General features: G+C 70.2%; 20 protein-coding genes. 8 read left to right on the top strand and 12 right to left on the bottom strand.

Annotation, left to right across the window (positions count from 1 at the left end; all coding sequences use genetic code 11):
- Nucleotides 1-58 precede the first annotated feature (58 nt).
- On the bottom strand, nucleotides 59-712 hold the full coding sequence (locus K8612_RS00555) for a glutathione S-transferase family protein (RefSeq protein WP_223760905.1): 654 nt from the start codon (nucleotides 710-712) through the stop codon (nucleotides 59-61).
- 154 nt (nucleotides 713-866) lie between these two features.
- Between K8612_RS00555 and K8612_RS00550 the strand changes: the two genes are divergently transcribed.
- The 3 genes from K8612_RS00550 (at nucleotide 867) to K8612_RS00540 (ending at nucleotide 4,253) form a co-directional block, all read left to right on the top strand.
- Nucleotides 867-1,769 (top strand): DUF6310 domain-containing protein, encoded by a 903-nt coding sequence (locus K8612_RS00550; RefSeq protein ID WP_223760904.1) that lies wholly within the window; start codon nucleotides 867-869, stop codon nucleotides 1,767-1,769.
- Between the two features lies 1 nt (nucleotide 1,770).
- Entirely contained in the window at nucleotides 1,771-2,523 is a 753-nt protein-coding gene (locus K8612_RS00545; RefSeq protein ID WP_223760903.1) for a DUF5953 family protein, read from the top strand.
- Nucleotides 2,524-2,594: 71 nt separating this feature from the next.
- Nucleotides 2,595-4,253: an arylsulfatase gene (locus K8612_RS00540; RefSeq protein WP_223760902.1), complete on the top strand. Its 1,659-nt coding sequence runs from the start codon at nucleotides 2,595-2,597 to the stop codon at nucleotides 4,251-4,253.
- A gap of 56 nt (nucleotides 4,254-4,309) precedes the next feature.
- Here K8612_RS00540 and K8612_RS00535 read toward each other — a convergent pair whose 3' ends face one another.
- Both K8612_RS00535 and K8612_RS00530 read right to left on the bottom strand, forming a co-directional pair.
- A complete protein-coding gene (locus tag K8612_RS00535; protein ID WP_223760901.1) occupies nucleotides 4,310-4,666 on the bottom strand; it encodes a hypothetical protein in 357 nt (118 codons plus the stop codon).
- A 46-nt stretch (nucleotides 4,667-4,712) separates the two neighbouring features.
- Nucleotides 4,713-5,060, bottom strand: a complete 348-nt coding sequence (locus tag K8612_RS00530; protein ID WP_223760900.1) for a hypothetical protein — start codon at nucleotides 5,058-5,060, stop codon at nucleotides 4,713-4,715.
- A gap of 251 nt (nucleotides 5,061-5,311) precedes the next feature.
- On the opposite strand from K8612_RS00530, the gene K8612_RS00525 reads away from it, so the two are divergent.
- Nucleotides 5,312-6,313, top strand: a complete 1,002-nt coding sequence (locus K8612_RS00525; protein ID WP_223739251.1) for a formylglycine-generating enzyme family protein — start codon at nucleotides 5,312-5,314, stop codon at nucleotides 6,311-6,313.
- 4 nt (nucleotides 6,314-6,317) lie between these two features.
- On the opposite strand, the gene K8612_RS00520 is transcribed toward K8612_RS00525, so the two are convergent.
- The 7 genes from K8612_RS00520 to K8612_RS39115 form a co-directional block, all read right to left on the bottom strand.
- The gene (locus tag K8612_RS00520) at nucleotides 6,318-7,592 is read right to left on the bottom strand and encodes a threonine/serine exporter ThrE family protein (protein ID WP_223760899.1); all 1,275 of its coding nucleotides are present in this window, start codon (nucleotides 7,590-7,592) and stop codon (nucleotides 6,318-6,320) included.
- Nucleotides 7,589-9,040, bottom strand: a complete 1,452-nt coding sequence (locus K8612_RS00515) for a hypothetical protein (protein ID WP_223760898.1) — start codon at nucleotides 9,038-9,040, stop codon at nucleotides 7,589-7,591. The genes K8612_RS00520 and K8612_RS00515 overlap by 4 nt, the downstream gene beginning before the upstream one ends.
- 4 nt (nucleotides 9,041-9,044) lie before the next feature.
- Nucleotides 9,045-10,802 (bottom strand): SulP family inorganic anion transporter, encoded by a 1,758-nt coding sequence (locus K8612_RS00510; RefSeq protein ID WP_223760897.1) that lies wholly within the window; start codon nucleotides 10,800-10,802, stop codon nucleotides 9,045-9,047.
- 118 nt (nucleotides 10,803-10,920) lie between these two features.
- Nucleotides 10,921-11,823, bottom strand: coding sequence for a bile acid:sodium symporter (locus K8612_RS00505; protein WP_223760896.1), 903 nt, complete (start codon nucleotides 11,821-11,823; stop codon nucleotides 10,921-10,923).
- Nucleotides 11,823-12,815, bottom strand: a complete 993-nt coding sequence (locus tag K8612_RS00500) for an HAD family phosphatase (protein ID WP_223760895.1) — start codon at nucleotides 12,813-12,815, stop codon at nucleotides 11,823-11,825. Before K8612_RS00500 ends, K8612_RS00505 begins: the two co-directional genes overlap by 1 nt.
- Nucleotides 12,816-13,139: 324 nt before the next feature.
- On the bottom strand, nucleotides 13,140-14,111 hold the full coding sequence (locus tag K8612_RS00495) for a CorA family divalent cation transporter (RefSeq protein WP_223760894.1): 972 nt from the start codon (nucleotides 14,109-14,111) through the stop codon (nucleotides 13,140-13,142).
- Nucleotides 14,112-14,206: 95 nt separating this feature from the next.
- The gene (locus K8612_RS39115; protein ID WP_306799586.1) at nucleotides 14,207-15,163 is read right to left on the bottom strand and encodes a hypothetical protein; all 957 of its coding nucleotides are present in this window, start codon (nucleotides 15,161-15,163) and stop codon (nucleotides 14,207-14,209) included.
- Nucleotides 15,164-15,334: 171 nt separating this feature from the next.
- Between K8612_RS39115 and K8612_RS00485 the strand changes: the two genes are divergently transcribed.
- Both K8612_RS00485 and K8612_RS00480 read left to right on the top strand, forming a co-directional pair.
- Nucleotides 15,335-16,834, top strand: a complete 1,500-nt coding sequence (locus tag K8612_RS00485) for an arylsulfatase (protein ID WP_223760893.1) — start codon at nucleotides 15,335-15,337, stop codon at nucleotides 16,832-16,834.
- A gap of 94 nt (nucleotides 16,835-16,928) precedes the next feature.
- Nucleotides 16,929-18,743, top strand: a complete 1,815-nt coding sequence (locus tag K8612_RS00480) for a hypothetical protein (RefSeq protein ID WP_223760892.1) — start codon at nucleotides 16,929-16,931, stop codon at nucleotides 18,741-18,743.
- 9 nt (nucleotides 18,744-18,752) lie between these two features.
- Here the strand turns inward: K8612_RS00480 and K8612_RS00475 are convergent, their stop codons facing one another.
- Entirely contained in the window at nucleotides 18,753-19,151 is a 399-nt protein-coding gene (locus K8612_RS00475) for a PleD family two-component system response regulator (RefSeq protein ID WP_223760891.1), read from the bottom strand.
- 153 nt (nucleotides 19,152-19,304) lie between these two features.
- On the opposite strand from K8612_RS00475, the gene K8612_RS00470 reads away from it, so the two are divergent.
- Together K8612_RS00470 and pyrF are read left to right on the top strand one after the other, a co-directional pair.
- The gene (locus tag K8612_RS00470) at nucleotides 19,305-20,066 is read left to right on the top strand and encodes an SDR family NAD(P)-dependent oxidoreductase (protein ID WP_223760890.1); all 762 of its coding nucleotides are present in this window, start codon (nucleotides 19,305-19,307) and stop codon (nucleotides 20,064-20,066) included.
- Nucleotides 20,067-20,080: 14 nt separating this feature from the next.
- On the top strand, nucleotides 20,081-20,935 hold the full coding sequence (pyrF, locus tag K8612_RS00465) for an orotidine-5'-phosphate decarboxylase (protein WP_223760889.1): 855 nt from the start codon (nucleotides 20,081-20,083) through the stop codon (nucleotides 20,933-20,935).
- Nucleotides 20,936-20,967: 32 nt separating this feature from the next.
- On the opposite strand, the gene K8612_RS00460 is transcribed toward pyrF, so the two are convergent.
- Nucleotides 20,968-23,541 (bottom strand): penicillin-binding protein 1A, encoded by a 2,574-nt coding sequence (locus tag K8612_RS00460; RefSeq protein ID WP_223760888.1) that lies wholly within the window; start codon nucleotides 23,539-23,541, stop codon nucleotides 20,968-20,970.

Here is a 23,541-nt window from a genome sequence, read left to right as displayed (position 1 = left end):
AGCGCTCCTGGAAGGGGAGCGCAGGATAGCGCGAAAACCCCTGCATGGACACGCCGCGTCAGGCTCCGCGCCGCTCGTGCTGTTGGAAGGCCTCCAGTTGCGCCGTCAGCGCGCGCTGGAACGCGGGCCGGGCCTCGCAGCGTTCCTTGTAGGCCTTGAGCGTGGGGTGTGCGTCGAGCATGTCGGTGTGCCTGAGGATGCGCAGCACCGTGGTCATCATCAGGTCGCCCGCGGTGAAGCGGTCCTCCAGGTACTCGCGGTCTCCCAGCCACGTGGCGAGCTCGCCCAGGCGGTGGTGGAGCCGCGCCACCACTTCAGGCCGGTGGAGCTTCGCCCACGGGGCCTCCGGCGCGAAGAGGTCGATCTCCGCGAGCTGCTGGACGTAGATCTCCAGCGAGTTCAGCGCCGCGAACACCCACGTGAGCGCGCGCGCCCGGCCCGCCTCGTCCCTGGGGAAGAGCACCTCGCTCCGCGACGCGAGGTGGACCACGATGGCGCCGGATTCGAAGAGCGTCAGGCCGTCCTCCTGGAACACCGGCACCTGCCCGAAGGGCTGCTGCGCGCGGTAGTCCGCGGACTTCTGCACCTGCGGGTCGATGAGCCGCGCCTCGTACGGCAGGCCCGCCTCCTCCAGCGCCCACCTCACCCGGAGGTCACGAACCACGCCCTGCGCGAACGGCGGCACCCACCTGAAGGCACTGATGGTGATCATGCCTGGCAGCCTCGCGCCACTCCGTCAGGCATGACCAGCGTCATCCATGGCGCATGTCGCCGGAGTGACTGGCCCGAAGCGTGGATGGCGACTCGCGGGGGCCCAGGCATTGAGCAATATGGCGGGCGGAGCGAAGCGGCTACGCTCCGCTCCAATGCATCGCTATGCCGGCATCCTGTTGGGAGTTCTGCTCTCTGCTTGCGCCACGACGCCGGCACCGGCCGCGGTCGCCCGCGCTCCAGGGCTCTCGACTCTCCAACGGGCAGCGAAACTGCCTTGGACCGATGAAGGGCGATGCGTCGTCAGGGAGGCCACTCGTCCGTGGCCCACGGTCGTGGAGCACTGTTTTCAACAGCTCGACCATGACCGGATCCGCTTTCATGACACCACAGGACGGTGCACCGCGGCCTCCGCGGGCGCCGCGACGCTGGGACTGGGTGTCTGCATCCTGGCCGCACCTGAGATCGCCGTAGGGGCAGTGATCATCATCGGCGTCGTGGTGGTCGCTGCCGCCATTCACGAGGCACTGGACGCATACGAGCTCCGCCAACTTTATCCCGAGGAGACCCGGTCTGTGTCAGAAACACAGACGGCCATCCGGAGCTCCCTGCCCAAGCGAAAGCCTCAACCCCAACCCTCTGGACAGGATTGGTTTCCTCCCGTTCCGGGTGCCCCCTCCGAGCACGAGCGGAATCCGAATTGCAGTCCCAAGCGGGTCCCGCATCTGGGCGGCAATGACCTGCACAACAAATGTGCCGACCGGATTCCACGGAACACCTTTTCGGGATGGGATGCACTCGTTGACGGAAAGAACTTCGATGGGCTTCAAGGCGCGACGCGCATGCTGTGGGAGGTCAAGACCAACGACATCGAAACCTACAGCCCGTTCGTTCGCCAGGCCGAGCTCCAGAAGCAGGTCGATGAGGCAAAACGCGAGCGCGCTCTCGCGGAGGCTTGCGGATTCCAGTTCTCGATTGGCGTCCGCACTGAAGCCCACAAGAAGCTCCTCGAAGCACTGTTGCCAGATTTCAACATCGTCCTCATGACGTGGTGCTGACATGGCCTTCAGTCACAACCCCCTGACCGTGCGCATCCACGCGCCTGCCATGACAGATTTCGACCGTCGGCCCATGCAGATGGCCCTTGGAGTGGAACACGCGCTCCCTGGAACGCATCTGGACTGGACGGTCTCCGATGAGCAGCAGCTCGTGAAGCTCTCCCAACGAGACGCCTGGCTTGCCAGGCCCAGGGCCGGAGGCGGCTTTCAGCTTCTCTGCAACAACGATGAGCGTCATCCCGTGACACTCTTCGGCGTGGAGGGGCCTGGAAGGCTCGGGCCTGGGGGCCATGCGTTGCTCGAGGTCCACGCCGAACTGCCTCTGGAGGCATCCCGTCTCGCCACCACTCTGCTGGCGAACGTCGCGGAAGCGGCTCGTGGCTACTGGGGACACGCGACGCCATTCAACGCAGCCGTCCAGGTCTCACGGCAGGTCAGGGACCCGGTACACAAGCCAGGCAGCCCTCCCAATGGGCTTCCGGCGCTCAAACTGACCGAGCAGCTCCGTGCACCTGAAATTCCGCAGCACCTCGGGTGGCTGAACTACTGGTCCGAAGCCGCCGCTCGGGCCATCGGTTTCCCGGACGCTGCTCGTGACGCGGAGCTGCTGTCCCGCTCGCGGCGCACCCCTTCTGGGGGCTGGGTGGTCCAGCTCACGGAGGCCCCGCTGGACTATGACAACCCCGCGCACATCGAAGCGCTCCAGCGAGCCTACGAGCGGTTCCCCGCCATCGGTGGACGCGACTCCCGCTGAGCCCCTTACCTGCCTTCCGGAACGATGCCCGCGCCCATCGCTATGAACACCTCGTGTCCAGGAGGTCGTGCATGGCAAGCAAAGCGAAACCCTCGGGCAACGGACACGGCAAGCAGGCGAAGCAGAAGCCCAACATCCTGGTCATCTGGGGAGACGACATCGGCTTCTGGAACATCAGCGCCTACAACCAGGGGATGATGGGCTACCGCACGCCCAACATCGACCGCATCGCGAAGCAAGGCGCGCTGATGACGGACTGCTACGGCCAGCAGAGCTGCACCGCCGGCCGCGCGGCGTTCATCACCGGCATGAACCCGCTGCGCACCGGGCTCACCACCATTGGCATGCCGGGCGCGAAGTACGGCCTGCAGGACTCCGACCCCACCCTCGCGGAGATGCTCAAGCCCCTGGGCTACACCTGCGGCCAGTTCGGCAAGAACCACCTGGGCGACTCCAATCCCTACCTGCCCACCGTGCACGGCTTCGACGAGTTCTTCGGCAACCTCTACCACCTCAACGCGGAGAACGAGCCGGAGTGCCCGGACTACCCCAAGGACCCGGCCTTCAAGGCCCGCTTCGGCCCGCGCGGCGTGCTGCACAGTTGGGCCACGGACCGCAATGACGCCACCGAGGACCCGCGCTGGGGCGTGGTGGGCCGCCAGCGCATCGAGGACACCGGCCCGCTCACCAAGAAGCGCATGGAGACCGTGGACGGCGAGTTCCTGGAGGGCTCCCTGGACTTCATGGAGCGCGCCGTGAAGGACGGCAAGCCGTTCTTCCTCTGGCACAACACCACGCGCACGCACGTCTGGACGTTCCTCCAGGAGAAGTACCGCAACGCCACGGGCTACGGCCTCTACGCGGACGCGATGCGGGAGCTGGACGACATCGTCGGGGTGCTGCTCGACAAGCTGGATGAGCTGGGCATCGCGGACAACACCCTGGTCGTGTTCTCCACCGACAACGGCGTGGAGAAGATGGGCTGGCCGGATGGCGGCAACAGCCCGTTCCGCGGGGAGAAGGGCTCGACGTGGGAGGGCGGCGTGCGGGTGCCGTGCGTGGTGCGCTGGCCGGGCGTGGTGGAGCCGGGGCGCGTCATCAACGACATCTTCGCGCACGAGGACTGGATGCCCACGCTGGTGGCGGCGGCGGGCGGCCCCACGGACCTCGTGGAGAAGTGCAGGAAGGGCTACAAGGTCGGCGCCAAGACCTTCCGGGTCCACCTGGACGGATACGACCAGAGCGGGCTGCTGGCGGGCACGGAGGAGGGCCGCCGCAGCGAGTTCCTCTACGTGCTCGACAGCGGCGACCTGGCGGCGGTCCGCTACAAGGACTGGAAGATCATCTTCAGCTACCAGGACGGGGAAGGCCCGGACATGTGGTTCAGCGGCAAGCGCTTCAACCCGGCGTGGCCCTACCTCATCAACCTGCGCTCGGACCCGTTCGAGTACGGGCCCCACTCCGGCCTGTACACCCAGTGGTACGGCGAGCGCATGTTCACGTTCGTCCCGGCGCAGATGCTGGTGAAGCAGTTCGCGGAGAGCCTCATCGAGTTCCTGCCCAGCCAGGCGCCGGGCAGCTTGAGCATCGGGCCGATGAAGGAGCGCGTGAAACAGAAGATGGCGGAGGCGCGCAAGCAGAAGGAGGCGCCCAGCATCGGCGACCAGGTCATGACCCTGGCCAACGAGGTGGAGCAGTTCATCCACCGCGCCCAGCAGTCGCACCATTAACCCCGCGTACCGCCACCGCCGGATGGAGCACCGACGGCGGTGGCGGTGCTGCCTCGCTACTTCGGCCCTGGAGGTCCCAACTCATCCGGAAGGGGCGTCCGGAGGAACTTCAGTCCCTTGGGCAACTGGATGACCTGAAAGCCCCGGCCCTCAATCCTGACGAGCGTGCCATCGACAGCTTCTCCACTGGCTAGCCACATGTCCGCATCGGCCTGGGTCGCGAACTCCCTTGAGATGGAGACGTGCGCCGAGGAGTCGGAGAACTCCCGATGAAACTCAAGAAAGCCGTCCAGCTTCTTGAGCCGGCGGAGGTAGAGCAGGGAGATAGCCGCAAGTTGGACAGCGGCCTCTTCCTTGGAGCCGGGCGGATAGCTTTTGCTCACGGCGTCCAGGATTCGCAGCGTCGACTCCATTTCGAATTCTTTGGAAGCAGTCATGGCCTTGTCCCGTTCGCTGTCACTAGAGCGCAAGAGGGGCGAGAATCAACGCTCCCGATCCACCCGTGGCGACGACGAACGCCACGCCCGCGATGACGACGACCGTTCCAATCGCCACCTCCGTCCGGTGCGTTCTCAACCAATCCAGCGCCCCATCCAGATTCGAGAACCGCAGTTCCGAGCCCTTCCGTGACGCCCGCTCCACGTCCTCGATGCAATCCATGTAGCGTGCGCGGCACTCCTCCGTGCAGTACTCATGGTGCTTGCCGGAGCCCCACTTGATGCTCGTCAGCGGCGGAGCGGAGTTCCAGCACCGGTCGAAGCAGGTGACATGCTCGGCATCGCAATCACGACCACCGGCGCCACCCACTCCACCTGCATCCTCCGCGATGAGATAGGTATGCCGCGCTGGCCTCTGGGCATGGGAGCACCCGCCTGAAACAGTGGCGGCGAGCAGAAGCCATGCGCCCAAAGCCTTGGGCAGGACTGCCCTTTGTCCTCGGACTTTTCCAGCCATCCAGGCTCCAACGCACGTCAACGCGCCGACACCCTACCCGGCCCCCGGTGCGAGTGTCATTCCCCGCGCCGGACCGGATGTTCTCCAGTGGAGGACTTCAAGCCATGCACCGGAATGACAGCCGCGACGCCGCCCCCGACGTGGAGCCCACCGACACCGCCGCGCGCCCCGGCCGCGCTCCGTTCCCGGACATGGTGTGGGTCCCCGGCGGCACGTACTGGATGGGCTCCGACCACCACTATCCGGAAGAGGCGCCCGCGCACCAGGTGACCGTCTCCGGCTTCTGGATGGACCGCTTCACCGTGACGAACGAACAGTTCGCCCGCTTCGTCGAGGCCACCGGCTACGTCACCGTCGCCCAGCGGCCCCTCGACCCCGCGGACTACCCCGGCGCCACGCCGGAGACGCTCGTCCCCGGCTCGCTCGTCTTCCAGAAGGCCCCGGGGCCCGTGGACCTGGGCAACGTGGCCAACTGGTGGAGCTACGTCCCCGAGGCCTGCTGGAAACACCCCGAGGGCCGCCGCTCCTCCGTGAAACACCGCCGCGACCACCCCGTCGTCCACATCGCCTTCGAGGACGCGGAGGCCTACGCCACCTGGGCCGGCAAGGCGCTCCCTTCCGAAGCGGAGTGGGAGCGCGCCGCGCGCGGCGGCCTGGACCGCAACGAGTTCTGCTGGGGCAATGACTTCACCCCGAACGGCGAGCACATGGCCAACACCTGGCAGGGCTACTTCCCGTGGCAGAACCTCCGCGAGGACGGCCACGAGGGCACCTGCCCCGTCGGCGCCTTCCCGCCCAACGGCTACGGCCTGCATGAGATGGCCGGCAACGTCTGGGAATGGACCACCGACTGGTACCAGGAGCGCCACCAGGGCAACAAAGGCAAGGCGTGCTGCATCCCCGTGAACCCGCGAGGCCCCTCCACCGCGCAGGGCAGCCAGGACCCCTCCACGCCCGCCATCACCATCCCGCGCCGCGTCCTCAAGGGCGGCAGCCACCTGTGCGCGCCCAACTACTGCCGCCGCTACCGCCCCGCGGCGCGCTCGCCCCAGGCCGTGGACAGCGGCGCCAGCCACATCGGCTTCCGCTGCATCGTGCGCCCCTGAGCCGCTACGCGGGGCCCGCGCCCGGAGGCACCGGCGTGCCCCGGTCCACGGAGAAGCGCGGCGGCACCACCACCGTGGCGAACACCAGCCCCAGCACCAGTTGGAGCGCCACCATCAGCACGTCGAACAGCCGGGCGTCCTCCGCGCCCGCGCTGCCCCCGCCGAGCAGCGCGACGATGGCCTTCGTGCCGATGAAGCCCGGCGCCAGTTGCAGCATCCCCGGCAGGATGACCGTCATGGACATCCGGTCCCCCTTGCGCCCGTAGAGCAGCCCCGCGACGCCCAGCACGAACGCGGCCACCATCGGGCTGCCGTGGTCCCCCAGGAGCGCCTTCGCGCCCGTCTGCGTCCCCCAGGCGAGCAGCACCCCGGCGACGATCCACGCCACGTCGCGAGGCCGTCCCGACATGCACACCGACAGCGCCACGCCTCCCACCGCCATCAGGAGGAACGTCAGGAGCGGCGGCAGGCCGGGCCCCGCGGTGCGCGGCGGCAGCGGCCAGAAGAAGCTCCACAGCGTCCCCGCCGCGGCCATGCCCACGCCCAGCATCAGGAAGCGCAGCAGGCCGTACGTCAGCCGGGGCAGGCCCGCCTCCACCGACTCCATGGCCAGCTCCAGCGAGCCCAGCGTCACCACCATCGCGGGCACCAGCAGCACGATGCCGCCGAACAGCGCCCGCACGGCGTTGAAGGGCGGCAGGAGGAACGTGAACCCGAACGCCACCAGCGTCCCCAGGAACGCGGCGAGGAAGCTCTTCTGCAGGTCCACCCGCTGCGAGTGCAGCGTGCCGAAGTGGATGCCCCCCGCGACGAAGCCCACGCAGAAGGCCACCAGCATCTCCCACCCCGCGCCGCCCACCCGCGCCGCCACCGCGGCGCCGTAGACGCCGTACGCCACGAACACGAGCCACACCGGATAGGGCGCGCGCCGGGCCAGGATGCGGTCCAGCTCCGCGCGGGACTCGGGCAGCCCCCCGCGCCCTTCGGCGATGGCGTCCGCCAGCCGCAGGAGCGCCGCGGACCGGCCCAGGTTCCAGTGCGGGCTGAAGGGCAGCCTCTCGAAGGCCACGCGCGGGCGCCGCGGTGACGCCACCTGCGTCATCGCCAGGCTCTGGAGCGTGAAGACCTCCACGTCCAGCCCCCACGCCTTCGCCGCCCGGCGCACGCGCTCCTCCACCAGCGACGACGGCTGGTAGGCCAGGTGCAGCGCCTTCGCCAGGTCCAGCAGGAAGGCCGAGGCCGCCGCCTCGTCCACGGCGCCCTCGTGCGCCGGCGTCATGGCGCGTCCGCCTTCGGGGCTTCCTCCACGCTGCCCTTGCCGCTGGTGCCTCGCGTGTCCTTGAACGAGAAGCTGGCGCCCACCAGCAGCGTGGCCTGGAAGAAGCGGACGTCCTGGGTCCGCATGGAGGAGGACAGGCCCAGTTGCTGGAGCGACTCCGAGAAGCGGCTGGTCTGCTTGCCGCCCCACGCCAGGTCGCCGCCCAGCGTGAAGCGCGAGCGGCCCAGCACGAAGTGGATGCCCGAGGCGACGTGGTACAGGTCCCAGCCGCCGAGCAGCGCGTTCGTCCCGGGCGTCTGGTCCAACGCGCTGAAGTCCGTGTGCCCGCTCAGGTACACCCGCACCCGGTCCCCCAGCGCCTGCTCCACGCCCAGCGCCCCGTTGAGCAGCGGCTTGAGCGCGAAGGCGTAGTCCCCGTCGATGGGCTCGGTGCTGCCGCGCGGCAGGATGGGCTCCGCGTCCACCAGGGTGACGGTCGCGACGCGCGCGTAGCCCTCCAGGGACGCGTACACCGCGGTCGACTCGCCGAAGCTCCGGCTGACGCCGAGCGCCGCGGACCAGGAGTTGCGGAAGTGCGCCGGCAGGTCCTCCTGATAGTTGAACACGGGGGCGGGCGCGTTCGTGTCCAGCCCCTGGGACTGCACGGCGCGCTCGTACCCCACCGAGCCCCGGCCCCAGAGCGCCACGCTCGGCGTCGTCACCGCGAGCCCCACGGCCCAGGGGCCGCGCTGGTAGCTGGCGCCCACCTTCAACAACACCCGGACGTGGTCGAACTCCAGGTCGCGCCCCAGGGTCGCCAGGAGCTGCTGGCCGGCGGCGCCGGAGCCCTGCGCCAGCGTCTGGAAGCTCAGCTCGTGATGCCGGGACGCGATGAACGGCGTCAGGCCCAGGCCCAGGTGCTCCGTGACGGGGTAGGCCCAGGAGAGGCCCGTCCAGAACTCGCTCACGTTCTGGTCCAGGCGCACGTTCGTGGACAGCAGGTCCAGGCCCTGCACGCCGGCCAGGTCCGTGCCCAGCCGCGTGCCGCGCGACTGCAGGCTGTAGGCGAAGCCCTGGCGCGTGAGCAGCGAGTAGGCCATCCGGGACTTCCCCAGGAACCCGAAGCGCAGCGAGCCGGCGATGAGCGACGGCAGCACGTCCACGTTGGAGTCGGACAGGCCCCTGCCCTGGCCCTGCCCGTCCTTCACGTTCACGTGCGTGTACTCATAGACGCTGCCGGTGAGCTCCAGCTCCGGCGCGTCCAGGAGCGCGAGCGCGCCGGGGTTGTAATAGACGGCGCTGATGTCGTTCGGGTTGCCCACGAAGGCGCCGCCCAGCAGCCACGCCCGGTTGCCGAACTGCCGCGTGGTGTAGTGCGCGTCCTGCGCCAGCGCCGTCACGGAGAGGAGCAGGCCCAGCACCGCGCCCAGCACCGTGGCGCCCGGGGCCCTGGAATGGATTGGCATCATGGCGTCAGTGCACCTGTGGCGAGGAGACGGGCGCGCCGCCTTCGGCGGTCCGCGCGTCGCCTCGCGATTCGAGGTAGGCGCGAACGGCCGCGCCCACGGTGGGAAAGAGCAGCTCCTCGCCGATGCGCCCCGTCAGCCCTGAGCGCTTGAGCATCCGGCGCATCGGCGCGCGCGCCTGGGCCACGGCGAAGACGATGCCTTCGTCCGTGAGCTCGTGGCGCACCTTCTCCAGGCTCTCCGCGGCGGTGATGTCCAGGTCGAACACGGAGGACGCGTCCAGCACGAACCAGCGCACCGGGTGGCGCGAGTCCGCCACCAGCCGGCGCACCTGTTCGCGCAGGAAGCGGGCGTTGGCGAAGAAGAGGGGCGCGTCGAAGCGGTAGACGACGAGGCCTGGGATCGTCTCCGCGTCCGCGTGGCCCTCCACGTCGTGCCAGCCGGGCATGCCCTCGCGCTCGCCCAGCACGGCGTCGTGCGGGTGCGCCGCGCGGCGGATGAGGTCCACCAGCGACAGCGCCACCGCGATGAGGAGGCCCTGGAGGATGCCCAGGAAGAGCACGCCCAGCATCGTCACCACCGCGAGCACCGCCTCCACCGGCCGCACGCGCCACAGCCGCAGGAGCGGCTTGACCTCCAGCAGGTACACCGCCGCGACGATGACGATGGCCCCCAGCGTCACCAGGGGCAGCTTCGCCAAAAGCGGCGTGAGGAACAGCGAGAACACCAGCACCACCCCGGCCGCGCCCACGCCGACGAGCTGCGTGCGCCCCTTCATGGACGCGTTGACCGCCGTGCGCGAGTCGCTGCCCGACACCGGGAAGCCCTGCGTGAGGCCGGTGAGCAGGTTGGCCGCCGCCTGGCCGAAGAACTCCTGCTGCGTGTCCAGCCGGTAGCCGAAGCGGTCCGCGTAGATGCGGCCCGTGAGCACGGAGCTGGCGTAGCTCACCAGCGCGAGGCTGAAGGCCGCGGGCAGCAACGCGCGCAAGTCCTCGAAGCGCAAGGAGGGCAGGCCGAACGCGGGCGCCGCCGCGGCGATTGGCCCCACCACCTTCACGCCGCCGTGCTCCAGTTGGAACGCCCAGGTCGCCGCCGTGGTGAGCACCACCATCACCAGCGGCGCGGGCCAGCGCGGCAGGAAGCGGCGCATGGCCACCAGCGCCGCGACGATGCCCAGCCCCAGGAGCAGCGTGGGCACGTGCGTGCGGCCCACGTTCGCCGCGACCTCCTGCAACTGCCCCGCGAACTGGTTCGACCCGCGCTCCAGCCCGAACATCCGGGCCAGTTGGCTGCCGATGATGATGAGCGCCGCGCCGTTGATGTAGCCGATGAGGATGGGCCGCGACAGGAAGTCCGCCAGCGCCCCCGCGCGGAACAGCCCGCCCAGCAGGCTCACGCCCCCCACCATCAACGCGAGCAGCGCCGCCAGGGACGCCAGCCGCTCCGGTCCGCCGCCCGCCACCACCGGGCCCAGCGCCGTCGCGGTGAGGATGGCCGCGCCCGCCTCCGGCCCCAGCAGCAGGTGGCGCGACGGACCGAACAGCGCGTAGGCCAGCATCGCGAAGACGCCCGCGTACAGCCCCGCCGCGGGGCGCACGCCGACAATCTGCGCGTAGGCCAGCCCCTGGGGGATGAGCATCGCGCCCACGGTGAGCGCGGCCAGGACGTCCGCGCGCAGCCACCGCCGCTCATAGGTGCGTGCCTGCTCGATGCCCGGAAGGAAGCGACCCAGGACCTGAGCGGCCTTGGCCGCGGTGCGCTTCATGGCCCTTCCCCCCCGTGTGCCTGGCCTCCCGGACGCAAGGAAGGGTGGAGGCCCACGGGCGCCGCCGCATCACCCACCGGGGTGCGTTGCGCGCATCGGCTTCACGACAGGAAGAAGCCTACGTGCCCGCGGAGGCCCGCCTGCCCGACGGCAGGGACGGCCCGCCGCCGCGCTCGGACGCCTGGTGGCGCTGGTTCCAGAGCAGGTACGGCACCAGGGCCAGGGTGCGAATCAGGAGGTACAGCCCCATGACGCCCAGCAGGCTCTTCATGGGGTAGGTGCTGCTGCCCAGGCAGAAGGCGAAGGCGGGGTTGCCGAAGACGGCGGAGATGGCCAGCGCCGTGCGGTCCCCGGCCCGGGGCCGGCCGGCCACGTGGCCCAGGGCCGCGGCCCCCAGCGTCACCACCACCATGGCGACGAACGCCCAGGGGTGGAGGCGCTTGAGCAGCGGGAAGCTGGCCACGACCACCGCCAGCGCGGCCACGGTCAGGGCGACGTTGAAGTAGAGCTTCACCGGCTTGCGCAGCCGGTGCGCCCAGACGGGGGCCACCTTCTGGAAGCCGATGCCCAGGGCGAAGGGCACGAGGAACGGGAGGATGACCCGCCCCAGGAGCGTGCTGTACGGCGGCGCCTGGATGGCGAAGGGGAACAGCCGCTCCAGCAGGTTCAGGGACAGCGGCATCAGCACGATGGCGACGAGCGACAGCGTGATGGACAGCGCCAGGGCCAGCGACAGGTTGCCCTTCTGGTGGGACACGACGTTGAGCGCCATGGGAAGCCCCGGGCAGAACGCCATCACCGCGATGACGCCCGCGGCGACGGGCGGCACGGGCAGCACCTTCACCACGATGAGGGACAGCAGGGGCACGCCCACGAGGCACACCCCCAGGCCTCGCGCGAACGCGGGCTGCCGCACGCCCTGGCCCAGGTCCGCCAGGCGCCACGACAGCCCCTGCGACAACCCGAGCGCGATGATGAAGGTCGAGATCATCAGCTCGATGAAGGCATGCAAGACGTCCATCACCGGCCCTCCTGAGGGAAGACGCGCTTCCAGTCCCGGCGCATGCTGACCACGGTCCAGCCGCCCTCGCGCGCGGCCTTCAGGGACGCGTCGTTCTTCTCCTGGTAGGCGAACTCGCGCTCCGCGTCGTCGTGGTCGATGAGCAACGCGAAGCCGGGGCGCGGCTGCTCCTTCGTGTACTGGAGCATCGGGATGTCACCGCCCGAGCGGACGTTGCCCGCCGCGAACACGGGCCGCCGCCCGATGTGCTGCTCGATTCCCACCGGCTTGCCGGCCTTGTCGTTGAGGTGGTCCAGGCGGGCCTCGCGCCGCAGCACCGGGTGGCCGTTGTTCTCGTCGTACTTCTCCTTGAGGCTGCTGCCGATGACCTGCTGGGGCGGGATGCCGTAGGTGTCCTCGGAGACGACCCGCATGAAGTCGGCGCCGCCGCCCGAGGAGATCCACGTCTGGAAACCGTTGGCGCGCAGGTACTGGAGCAGCTCCAGCATGGGCACGTAGGCGAGCTGCGTGTACGGCACGCCCAGCGTCGGGTGGCGCGCGGTCTGGAAGAAGGCCTGGGCCTCGCGGGCGAACGCGTCCTGCGTCTTGCCCGCGTGGGTGGCGGCGAACAGCTCCATCAACTGGGGCTCGTCCATGGCGGACAGCAGGGCCAGGTCGCCTTCCAGCACGGCCTTGAAGGGCTGCCGCTTCGCGAGCGACGCGTCCTCCTTCACGCGGGCCTTGACCTGGTCCAGCAGGAAGACGCCCTGCACGACGGGCTGCTCCTGCCAGAGCGTGCCGTCGTTGTCGAAGGTGGCGATGCGCTCCTCCGGGGGGACGTAGCCGGGGCCTCCCTCGGTGGTGGCGCGGGTGACGAAGTCGATGATGGACTGCTTCACCGGGCCTTCATTCCAGGACGGCAGCGGATCCGCCGCCAGCGCCTGGAGGGGGATGGCGACCAGCAGCGCCAGCGCCCACGGCAGGCAGGCCGTGCCCTTCCACGTGCGTCGCATCAAGCTCGCCTCCTGTCCCGGTACAATCCCAGACATGAGGGTGGGAACGCCGTGGCCCCGCCACAACGCGGCGTGGGGGCTTCAGGAGGAGGGCCCGCTGAGCCCGGCCGTCAGGGAGCAGGCGGCGTCTGGCGGAGAGGGGGAAACGGCGCAGCACAGGCCCCCCATGAGTCCGAGCAGCAGGCAACGCGCCCGGGCTCCCGCCATCAAGTCCTCCCCCTGCCTGTGCCGCGCCCGGGGATGAAGCTGGTGAGGAAGTGGAGCCGGTCGCCACGGAACGCGGGTCGCACGGGGATGTCCGCTGACGAGGTCCGGTGCCTGCCCTCAGACGAGCTCGCGGCGGCGCAGGGCGCGCCACTCCGCGGCGGCGAGGACGACGAGCACGAGCACGAGCAGCAGGAACGAGCCACGCCAGTGCCTGCCTGGGATGCCGCCCAGGTTGACGCCCAGCAGTCCGGTGATGAAGGACAGGGGCAGGAAGACGCCGGAGATGATGGTGAGCATGTAGAGGATGCGCTGGCTGCGGGCGTCCTGCCGGGCCTTGATGTCCTCGTGGAGGATGCGGGCGCGCTCCACCAGGGCGTCCATCTCCTTGAGGGCGCCGCCGGCGCGCTCGGCCATCTGGCGCAGCTCCCGCTGCTGGGCGTGCACCCACTCCACGGTGAGCAGGCTGACGCGCAGGATGGCGTCGCGGACCAGGGAGACGAAGCGGCGCTGCTCCACGAGGGTGCGGCGCAGCCGGCGCAGGTCCCCCGGCACATCGGCGGTGTCATCGCGGCGCGCCTCGAAGCGGGTCTCCAGGCCGGACAGCGTGTCGTCCAGCTCGCTGGTGCGCAGCGCGGCCGTGGAGATGGCGGTGGTGGCGAAGGCGAGGAAGAGGTCCGTGCCACGGGGTCCCCGGCCATGGGCGAGCTGCTCCCGGACGGCCACGATGGCGTGCTGGGACGTGGGCGCCACGGTGACGCAGCGGTCCGCCGTCATCCAGGCGCGCAACTGGCGCGGGGACGACGCGTCGGGAGGCGTCGAGTCCGGGTGCAGCAGGAGCAGGACGAGCTCGTTCTCGTTGAGCACGTCGATGCGCACGCGGCCCGTGTCCGCCAGGAGCGGTTCACGAACTTGGGGAGGCAGGCGGAAGACGGCCTCCAGCACGCGGGGGAGGTCCGGCAGGTCCGGGGGCAGGTGGACCCAGAGCATGCCATCCGAAGCCCGCCAGCTCCGCGTCTCCTCCAGGGTGAGCGGGCGAGCACCGCCGCGGCCATCCAGGAGCAGCGCGAAGGCGTTCTCGAACCCGTCCATGGAAGGAAGGTGGCGAGGGAGTGGGCAGGGACCAAGGTCCCGGGCAGCGCATCAGCCTGGCGCCCGCTCACCCCGGGTCGAAGACGGCTCAACCCTCACGCGCGGCGCCACCGGGACGACAGCACCGTCAGCGCCACGAGCGCGCTGCCTGCTCCCGCGAGCGCCAGCAGGGGCCGTCTCAACCGCGCGCCCAGGGCCTCCAGCGCTCCGGCGGTGATGTCCCGGCTCGTGCGCCGCACCAGGTCCTGGTGGGCTGGCTCCTGCCGCCAGCGGAGCTGTTCCTGCGTGAGCGCGCTCCCCGCCCCCCGGACGGTCGCCGCCGCGGTGCTCTCGGCGAGCGCCGCCAGGGACGCGCCCAGCGCTTCCCGGGAGGCCATCGGGTTCGTCACCAGCTCCTCGTGGAGGCCCGCCGCCAGCCCCCGCACCAACCCCTGCCCCGCCTGCTCCACCAGCCCCAACAGCCACGCGGAGTCCTCTCGCAGCATGGACTCGACGCCCGACACCAGCCCCCGGCCCACCTTCGACGCCACCTCCTCCCCCAATGGCACCACGCCGCGCGCGTCCTCCAGGATGGCCGGCAGGGAGTCATGCAACTGCTCCGTGGCCGCCTTCACCACGCCCCGGGCCATCGCCTGGGCGCGCTCGCCCGGCGTGCGGATCTCATCCGTGCGGGAATGGGCGAACGCCACCACCTCGTCGAAGAGCTGGTTGAGCCTCACCATGAAGCCGTGGAGCGGCAGGCCCCCGTCATTCCACTCCTTCTCCAGCGCCTTCAGCGCCCCCTCCATGGCCGCGCCCGCCAGCACCTCCGTCGCGTCCGCCGACGCTCCCGGTTCGCGCCCGGCGGCCTCGTGCGCCATGCGGCCCAGCACCGTGAGCGAGTCCTGGAGCAGGGTGTGCAACTGATGGTCGCCGTCGGGGACCTCCTCGCGGAGCCCGTCGGCGGTGCCGCGCACCACGCCGGTCGCGATCTCGGCCGCCACCATGCGCTGCAGTGACAACGTCAGGTTGCGCAGCGCCTCGACGGGTCCCGTGCGGCCCGTGCTTCCCATCAAGACACCCGTCCTTCCACAGGGGGTTCCCCTGGAGGATGGGACCCCCCGCGCACCCGGGCAATGACATCCAGACACGCCCTCCGCACGCCACGCCGCTCCCTTCCGGTTGTCCACCGCCCGCCGCGTCCCCATCCCTACGCGCAACCCCAGACACCGGAGCGTGCCCCCATGGCGACGAAGCCCGTGAAGAAGAAGCAGCCCAACATCCTGGTCATCTTCGGAGACGACATCGGCTACTGGAACCTCAGCGCCTACAACCTGGGCGTCATGGGCTACCGCACGCCGAACATCGACCGGCTGGCCAGGGAGGGCGCGCTCTTCACCGACTACTACGCCCAGCAGAGCTGCACCGCCGGCCGCGCGGCCTTCATCACCGGGCAGTGCCCCTTCCGCACCGGCCTCACCAAGGTCGGCATGCCGGGCTCGAAGGTGGGGCTCCAGCCCGAGGATCCGACCATCGCGGACCTGCTCAAGCCCCTGGGCTACCGCACCGGCCAGTTCGGCAAGAACCACCTCGGTGACCGCGACGAGTACCTGCCCACCGTGCACGGCTTCGACGAGTTCTTCGGCAACCTCTACCACCTCAACGCCGAGGAGGAGCCGGAGAACGTGGACTACCCCAAGGACCCCGCGTTCCGGCAGCGCTTCGGTCCGCGCGGCGTGCTCAAGAGCAAGGCGGACGGCCGGGGCGGCCAGACGGTGGAGGACACCGGCCCGCTGACGAAGAAGCGCATGGAGACCGTGGACGAGGAGTTCCTCGCCGCGACCCTGGACTTCATCGACCGCACGCAGCAGGAGCAGAAGCCCTTCTTCATCTGGTTCAACACGACCCGCATGCACATCCACACGCACCTGCGGAAGGAGTCCCAGGGCAAGACGGGCTTCGGCCTCTTCCCGGACGGCATGGTGGAGCACGACGGGCACGTGGGGCGGCTGCTGGACAAGCTGGACCAACTGGGCATCTCGGATGACACCATCGTCATCTACAGCACGGACAACGGCGCGATGACGAGCATGTGGCCGGACGGCGGCATGACGCCCTTCCGCGGCGAGAAGGACACCAACTGGGAGGGCGCGTTCCGGGCCCCGTGCCTCGTGCGCTGGCCCGGCGTCGTGAAGCCCGGCGCGCAGATCAACGAGCTGTTCTCCTCCGAGGACTGGCTGCCCACGCTGCTCTCCGCCGCGGGCGAACCGGACATCGTACAGAAGCTGCTCGACGGCCATGACGCGGGCGACAAGCACTTCAAGGTCCACCTGGACGGCTATGACCAGACGGCGCTGCTGTCCGGCCAGTCCCCGGAGTCCAGGCGCGAGGAGTTCTTCTACTTCGGCGACGACGGCGAGCTGGTCGCCATGCGCTACCGGCGCTTCAAGCTCGTCTTCGAGGAGCAGACCGCCAGGGGCATCGAGGTGTGGGCGCATCCCTTCAGCAGCCGCCGCGTCCCGCTCATCCTCGACCTGCGCGCGGATCCGCTGGAGCGCTCCATGGACTCCGTCGGCTACTCCGCCTGGATGCTGGACCGCGCCTTCGTCCTGGTGCCCGCGCAGGCCCTGGTGGGCCGGTTCCTGGCCACCTTCCAGGAGTTCCCCTCGCGCCAGCACCCGGCCAGCTTCTCCATCGACCAGGTGATGGCGAAGATGGAGAACGGCGCCGCCCCCGTCCACTGAGGGCGGTGTCTCCCATCCATCGTCGCGAGGAAACACGCCTTGTGCGTGCCGGGAGCATGAGGCATCCAGGGGCCTCTTCCCGGAACCTCGCGACATGACCGTCTCCCCTCCCCCGGACGTGCAGGACGCGGCCCCTCGCGGCAGGCGCTGGCGCCGCGCCGCCCTGTGGGCCGCGGTGGCGGTGGCGGTGCTGGAGGTCGCCCTCAACGTCGCGCTCAACACGGGCGTCACCCAGGCCATCATGGGCCGCGCGACGGACCGCACGCGGTTGACGTGGGAGCGCGCGTGGTGGCTGTGGCCCGTGGGCCGGCTGCACCTGAAGGGCTTCACCCTCACCCAGCAGGACGCGAACGTCTGGTGGAAGGTGGAGGTGGACGCGCTGGAGGCGGGCATGTCGCTCACGGGCCTGTTGCGCAAGCGCGTGGACGTGGACGGCATCGACGGGCACGGCGCCCGCTTCCACCTGGAGCCGTCCGGCGCGCCCGAGGAGCCGTCCAGCCCGAGCAGCAAGCCCTGGGTCATCCACCTCCGGGACGTCACGCTGCACCAGGTGCGCGAGCTGGACTTCAGCCGCGTGCGCTTCGAGGGGGCCCTGGACGTCACCGGCACGCTGAACCTCCAGTCCCGCGAGCGGCTCCAGGTGGACCTGCCGTCGGTGCGCGTGGCCGAGGGCTTCATCGCGGTGGACGGCAAGCGCGTGGCGCGGCTGGAGTCGCTCGACTCGCGCGCCCGGCTCGACGCGCCCTTCCAGGCCGACAAGGGCTACGACCTGTCCCAGGCCCTGGGCGGCCAGGTGAAGACGCGCATCGACGTGCTGCCCCTGGATTGGATCAACGACCTGCTGGGCGAAAGCGCGCCCGTGTCCCTTCACGGCGGCGCGGGGCGGGTGGACCTGGACGTGCGCATGGAGCGCAACACGCTGGAGCCGGGCAGCCAGCTCAAGGCCTCCGGTGAGGCGCTGGACCTGAGGGCCGGCCCCATGCGCGCCCGGGCGCCGTGGAGCCTCCAGGCGGCCATGGACCCGGAGCCGAAGGGGCCGCCGTCAGGCTCGCTGCGGCTGGCCTTCGCGCCCGTGCACGTGACGGGCCCCAAGGGCCACGACCTGGAGGTGCCGGAGGTCGCCCTCACCGTGCAGGCCCGGCGGCGGGAAGGTCAGTCCGGCCTGGACCTGGCCCCCGAGCTGCGCGTGGCGAAGAGCAAGCCCCTGGACCTGCGCGTGCTCAACCCGTGGCTGGGCCAGACGCTCGAAATCGACTCCGGCCACGTGACGGTGCGCAGCGAGGAGCCCTCCCAGGGCGCGAAGGCGCGCAACACCCTGGAGCTGCGCATGGACACGGACCTCGTCTCCGGACGCATGGGGCCCAACAAGGTCCTCCTGCGCGCGGAGGTGGAGGTGGACGCGCGGAACCTGTCCTGGGACATGACGGAGCTGGGCCTGAGCGGGACGACGCTGCGGCTGAGGGACGTGTCCTCCAACGGCAACGTGCCCATCCGCGCCTGGAGCGGGACCTTCACCCTGCCGCGCGCCAGCCTCTCCCTGTCCCCCACGGTGCTGAGGGCGCGCTTCGCGAGCCAGCTCACGGACACGCAGCCCATCGTCGCGCTCATCACGTCCTCCCGGAAGCTGCCCGGCTTCCTCACGTCCCTGCTCAACATCCCCAAGGTGGAGGTGACGGGGGAGGTGCAGATCGACGAGCGCGGGCTCCAACTGCGCGAGCTGAAGGCGAAGGGCGAGGGCTTCTCGCTGCAAGGCCACCTGGACCTCGTGCAGGGAAACATCACGGGCGCCCTGCTGGCGTCACTGGGCGCGGTGACGGGCGGCATCGAGCTGCGGCCCGGCAAGCACGACCTGCACCTGCTGAACGCGACGGAGTGGTTCAAGGGGCAGCCCGCGCCGCCGTTCCGTTGAGCGGGGTTCCTACTGGAGGGTGTGGCCCTGGAAGGCCGCTGGCCTCGCGTAGGCCGCCACCGCGGCCAGCAGCACGTCCAGGTCCACCGGCTTCTCCAGGAAGGCGTCCACCCCCAGGGCGTTCATCGCCCGGGCGCCCGCGTCCTGCGCGTACAGGACGATGACCGGGATGGAGGCGAGCGCCGGGTCCTCCAACTGTCTCAGCCGGAACGACCAGGCGTTCATCCCCGGCATCATCAGGTCCAGCAGGATGAGCGCCGGGCGCAGCCCCTGGTTCAGCAGGCGCAGCGCCTCGAAGCCGTTGCGCGCCAGCACCACCTCGTACCTGTCCAGCTCCAGCGCTTCCTTGTAGGCCCGGAGCAGGTCCAGGTCGTCGTCCACCACCAGGATGCAGTTCCACCAGGGCATGCGTCGCACACTCCCGAAGAGTCCCGTCCCTCCAGGGTGTCAACGCGCGGAAGGAGCCACCTCGTCCTCGGGTGGGGGGGAGGTGTTTTGCCTGCCTTCGGGCGCGCAACCGTGCGACAAGGCAGGCCGCTGCGACACCCTTCGGAGGACGGCATGGCGGAGATGACCTACCGGACGGCGCTGGTGACTGGCGCCTCGAGCGGCCTGGGACGTGGACTGGCCCTGTGGCTGGCGAAGCACGGCGTGCGCGTCTTCGCGACCGGCCGGCGGCTGACGCACCTGCAGGCCCTGTCCGCGGAGGCCCAGGCCGCGGGCGCCGCGGTGGAGCCCGTCGTGATGGACGTCAGCGCGTCCGAGGCCTCCCAGGAGCGCATCCGCGCCATCGACGCGGAGTGCGGCGGGCTGGACCTGGTGGTGGCCAACGCCGGCATCGGTGGCCCCACGCACGGCAAGCGCATGGACTGGGAGCGCGCCCGCTCCATCATCGACACCAACGTCACCGGCGCCGCCGCCACGCTGTGCGCGGTGCTGCCGCAGATGGTGGAGCGCCGCCGGGGCCACCTCGTCGGCGTGTCCAGCCTGGCGGGCATGCGGGGGCTCGCGGGCCACGCGGCCTACTCGGCGTCCAAGGCCTTCCTCGCCACCTTCCTGGAGAGCCTGCGCGTGGACCTGAAGGGCACCGGCGTCCAGGTGACGTGCGTCTACCCGGGCTTCGTGAAGAGCGAGCTCACCGCGAAGAACACCTTCCCCATGCCCTTCCTCATGGAGACCGAGGACGCGGTGGCGCGCATGGGCCGCGCCATCTTCGCGGGCGCCGCGGAGGTGAGCTTCCCCTGGCAGTTGTCCACGCCCATGCGCGTCCTGAAGGTGATGCCCAACCCGCTGTTCGACGCCACCGCGCGCCGGTTGAAGTGAGAGGAGGCCCGCCCGTGAATACGCCCCCGTCCTTCGCGCAGCGCTTCGCGAAGCTCGCCGACGAGCGCTCCCCCTTCTGCCTGGGCCTGGACCCGTCCCGCGACGTGCTCGCCCGCTGGAACCTGCCGGACACCGCGCAGGGCCTGTCCGACTTGTGCGACCGGCTGGCAGACGCGGCCGGCGACACGCTCGCGGTGGTGAAGCCCCAGAGCGCCTTCTTCGAGCGCCACGGCCCCCAGGGGCTCGTCGTGCTCCAGCGCGTGCTCCAGCGCTTCCGCGCCGCGGGCACCCTCACGCTGCTGGACGTGAAGCGCGGCGACATCGGGTCCACCATGGACGCCTACGCGGAGTCGCTGTTCGGAAGGGGCAGCGCGTACGACGTGGACGCCGCCACCTTCACCGCGTACCTGGGCCTGGGCGCGCTCGCGAAGACGGTGGAGCGCGCGAGGGCCCACGGGGCCTGCGCCTTCGTCGTCGTGCGCTCGTCCAACCCGGAGGGCGTGCCCGTGCAGAACGCCGTGGGGAGCGACGGCCGCACCGTGGCCCAGGCGGTGGCGGACGGCCTGCGCGAGCTGAACGAGAAGGCCGGCCCCGGCGTGCTGCCCGCGGGCGCGGTGATGGGCGCCACCCTGCCCCCGGCCGACCGCGACGTGGTGGAGCGGCTGGGCGGCGCGCTGCTGCTCACGCCCGGCATCGGCTCGCAGGGCGCGGGCTTCAATGACCTGCCCAGGCTCTTCTCCGGCCGCGAGCGGCAGGTGCTGCCCACCGCCGCGCGCTCCGTGCTGGAGGCCGGTCCGGACGTGGCCGCGCTGAGGAAGGCCCTGGAAGCACATCAGACGCCCTCGCGTGCGTTCCGCGAAGGCGCCTGAGGGGCACTGCGTCTTGAGATGCGGCGCGCGGGCTACTGCGCGCCCATCATGAACTGGTCCACGCCGACCTGGTTCTTGTCGGGCACGGCCTCCTTCGGCTCGGTGCCCTTCTTGAAGAACATCAGCTCCGCGCCCTTGGCCCCGGGGCTGGCCACCTTGCCCGTCTTCTTGTCGATGTAGAGCCGCGCAAGCTGCATGGACTGCCAGGGGTAGAACTCCGGCTGCGGCCGGCCCTCCAGCGCGCGCTTCATGTAGTTGAGCCAGATGGGCAGCGCCGCGCGGCCACCCGTCTCGTAGCGGCCCAGCGGGTGCGGGTTCAGGTCGTAGCCCACCCACGCCACCGTCACCAGGTCCTTGGTGTAGGCCGCGAACCACGCGTCGAAGGAGTCGTTCGTCGTGCCCGTCTTGCCCGCCGCCGGCTTGCCCAGCCTCTGCGCGGGGCCGCCGGTGCCCTGGAGCACCACGCCGCGCAAGAGGTGCGTGAGGATGAAGCCCGTCTCCGGGCTCATCACCTGCTCGCCCGGCTCGAAGAGGCGCGCGTAGCCCGCGGCCACGCGGTCCTGCAGCGGGGCCCACGCGTCGTCGAACGCCGTGTGGTCCTCCAGCGTGCGGCCGAAGCGGTCCTCCACCTTGCGGATGAAGTACGTGGGCTTCTTGCGGCCGTAGCGGTTGAAGGTCGCGTACGCGCTGGCCAGGTCGAACGGGTACACGCAGGACGAGCCCAGCGCCGCGGAGAAGTCCATGTTCATGGGCGTCGTCAGCCCCAGCTTCTTGGACCACTCCGCCATGTTGTGCACGCCCACCGCGCCGAACGTCTTCACCGCGGGGATGTTCATGGAGTTCACCAGCGCCGTGCGCAACAGCACGTCACCCACGAACTCCTCGCTGTAGTTGGCCGGCTTCCACGACACCTTGTTGTCCGGGTCGTGCTCCACGATGGGCGAGTCCACGATGACGGTGGCCTCCGTCCACTCCAACTGCTCCAGCGCCGCCGAGTACACGAACGGCTTGAAGGACGAGCCCGGCTGGCGGCACGCCTGGAACGCGCGGTTGAACTCGTTGTCGTCGAAGTCATAGCCGCCCACCATGGCGGTGAGGTACTGGCGATGCGGGTCGATGGAGACCAGCGCGCTCTGCGCCTCCGGCGTCTGCTCCAGCCGGAAGAGCTTCACGCCCTCCTCGGGGATGGCCTCCGCGAGCTTCTTGTCCCACTGCTCCTTGTCGTCCGTGAGCTCCTTCTTCACCACGTGGCGCAGCACCACCACGTCGCCCACCGCCACGGCCTTCTTGACGGAGGTGATCATGCTCGCCGGGTAGTAGCTCTCCGGGTTCACCTTGCGCGCCCAGCGCATGCCCAAGAGCGGCAGCCGGCCCTGGTGCGGCCCCACCTGCACGTCCGCGCCCTTGCCGTCCTCGTCGATGCGCGTGACGACGCCCACGTAGAGGCGGTTCTCGACGAGTTCCTCCTTGCCCATGGCCTTCTTCGCCTTGTCGAGGAACGCCTTGCGCTCGCCCTCCGTGGCCAACTGCATCACCGGGCCGCGCCAGCCCTGGCGCTTGTCCACGGACATCAGGCCGTCCAGCACGGAGTCCTGCGCCGCGCGCTGGCGCTCGCTGTCCATGGTGGTGAAGACCTTGAGGCCCTCCTTGAGCAACACGGGGTTGCCGTAGCGGTCCACCACGTCCTTGCGCACCTGCTCCACGAAGTACGGGGCGAACTCGTGGAAGACGTCCTCCACCGGGTACACCTTCACCGGCTCCGCGTTGGCCTGGTCGTGCTCGGCCTTCGAAATCATGCCCTCCGTCAGCATGCGGCCCAGCACGTACGAGCGGCGCTTCTTCGCGGCCTCCGGGCGCAGGAAGGGCGAGTAGCGGCTGGGCGCCTGGGGCAGGCCCGCGATGAGCGTCATCTCCCCCAGCGTCAGGTCGCGCACGTCCTTGCGGTAGTAGTTCTCCGCCGCGCTCTGCACGCCGTAGCTGTGGTGCCCCAGGAAGACGTTGTTCAGGTAGAGGTACAGAATCTCTTCCTTCGTCAGCGCCTGCTCCAGCCGGAAGGCGAGGATGGCCTCGCGGATCTTCCGCTTGGGCGTCTTCGCGGTGGCCTCCTTGTAGCCCTCCGCGGAGATGAGGACCGCCTTCGCGGTCTGCTGCGTGAGCGTGGAGCCGCCCTGCACGCCGCCGGCGCGCAGGCCCAGCTTCGTCATCACCGTCTTGGAGACGGCGCGCGTGGTGCCCAGCACGTCCACGCCGAAGTGGTCGAAGAAGCTGGAGTCCTCGCTGGCGATGAACGCCTGCACGAGCCGCTTGGGGATGCGCTCGTAGGGCACCACCTTGCGCCGCTCGTTGTAGAACTCGCCCGCGAGCACCGCGTCGTCGGTGTAGACCTCCGTGACGATGGGCGGCCAGTACTCGTCCACCTTCGGGATGGCGGGCAGCCCGTCGGAGAAGACGTAGTAGGCGCCCACGACGGCGAGCACGCCCGCGGTGGCGCCCATGAGGCCCAGCACGGCCACGAGCTTCATCAGGCGCACGAGGATGTTGCGCTTGGGCGGAACGCCGTCGAGCACCAGCTTGGAGCGGCTGCGGTCAATCTTCGGGTCGGACAT

This window comes from Corallococcus sp. AS-1-6, assembly GCF_020037015.1.
In the GTDB taxonomy this organism is placed as follows: domain Bacteria; phylum Myxococcota; class Myxococcia; order Myxococcales; family Myxococcaceae; genus Corallococcus.
The sequence above is the reverse complement of the archived record's forward strand: the minus strand, read 5'-3'. Positions and strand labels throughout refer to the sequence as shown.

What these genes read in the sequence shown, in the direction of transcription:
- K8612_RS00555 (WP_223760905.1), bottom strand. Translation starts at nt 712, where the DNA reads ATGATCACCATCAGTGCCTTCAGGTGGGTGCCGCCGTTCGCGCAGGGC.
- K8612_RS00480 (WP_223760892.1), top strand. Translation starts at nt 16,929, where the DNA reads ATGACCGTCTCCCCTCCCCCGGACGTGCAGGACGCGGCCCCTCGCGGC.
- K8612_RS00515 (WP_223760898.1), bottom strand. Translation starts at nt 9,040, where the DNA reads ATGATGCCAATCCATTCCAGGGCCCCGGGCGCCACGGTGCTGGGCGCG.
- K8612_RS00475 (WP_223760891.1), bottom strand. Translation starts at nt 19,151, where the DNA reads ATGCCCTGGTGGAACTGCATCCTGGTGGTGGACGACGACCTGGACCTG.
- K8612_RS00495 (WP_223760894.1), bottom strand. Translation starts at nt 14,111, where the DNA reads ATGGACGGGTTCGAGAACGCCTTCGCGCTGCTCCTGGATGGCCGCGGC.
- K8612_RS00540 (WP_223760902.1), top strand. Translation starts at nt 2,595, where the DNA reads ATGGCAAGCAAAGCGAAACCCTCGGGCAACGGACACGGCAAGCAGGCG.
- K8612_RS39115 (WP_306799586.1), bottom strand. Translation starts at nt 15,163, where the DNA reads ATGGGAAGCACGGGCCGCACGGGACCCGTCGAGGCGCTGCGCAACCTG.
- K8612_RS00460 (WP_223760888.1), bottom strand. Translation starts at nt 23,541, where the DNA reads ATGTCCGACCCGAAGATTGACCGCAGCCGCTCCAAGCTGGTGCTCGAC.
- K8612_RS00550 (WP_223760904.1), top strand. Translation starts at nt 867, where the DNA reads ATGCATCGCTATGCCGGCATCCTGTTGGGAGTTCTGCTCTCTGCTTGC.
- K8612_RS00510 (WP_223760897.1), bottom strand. Translation starts at nt 10,802, where the DNA reads ATGAAGCGCACCGCGGCCAAGGCCGCTCAGGTCCTGGGTCGCTTCCTT.
- K8612_RS00470 (WP_223760890.1), top strand. Translation starts at nt 19,305, where the DNA reads ATGGCGGAGATGACCTACCGGACGGCGCTGGTGACTGGCGCCTCGAGC.
- K8612_RS00545 (WP_223760903.1), top strand. Translation starts at nt 1,771, where the DNA reads ATGGCCTTCAGTCACAACCCCCTGACCGTGCGCATCCACGCGCCTGCC.
- K8612_RS00505 (WP_223760896.1), bottom strand. Translation starts at nt 11,823, where the DNA reads ATGGACGTCTTGCATGCCTTCATCGAGCTGATGATCTCGACCTTCATC.
- K8612_RS00485 (WP_223760893.1), top strand. Translation starts at nt 15,335, where the DNA reads ATGGCGACGAAGCCCGTGAAGAAGAAGCAGCCCAACATCCTGGTCATC.
- K8612_RS00525 (WP_223739251.1), top strand. Translation starts at nt 5,312, where the DNA reads ATGCACCGGAATGACAGCCGCGACGCCGCCCCCGACGTGGAGCCCACC.
- K8612_RS00520 (WP_223760899.1), bottom strand. Translation starts at nt 7,592, where the DNA reads ATGACGCCGGCGCACGAGGGCGCCGTGGACGAGGCGGCGGCCTCGGCC.
- K8612_RS00535 (WP_223760901.1), bottom strand. Translation starts at nt 4,666, where the DNA reads ATGGAGTCGACGCTGCGAATCCTGGACGCCGTGAGCAAAAGCTATCCG.
- K8612_RS00500 (WP_223760895.1), bottom strand. Translation starts at nt 12,815, where the DNA reads ATGCGACGCACGTGGAAGGGCACGGCCTGCCTGCCGTGGGCGCTGGCG.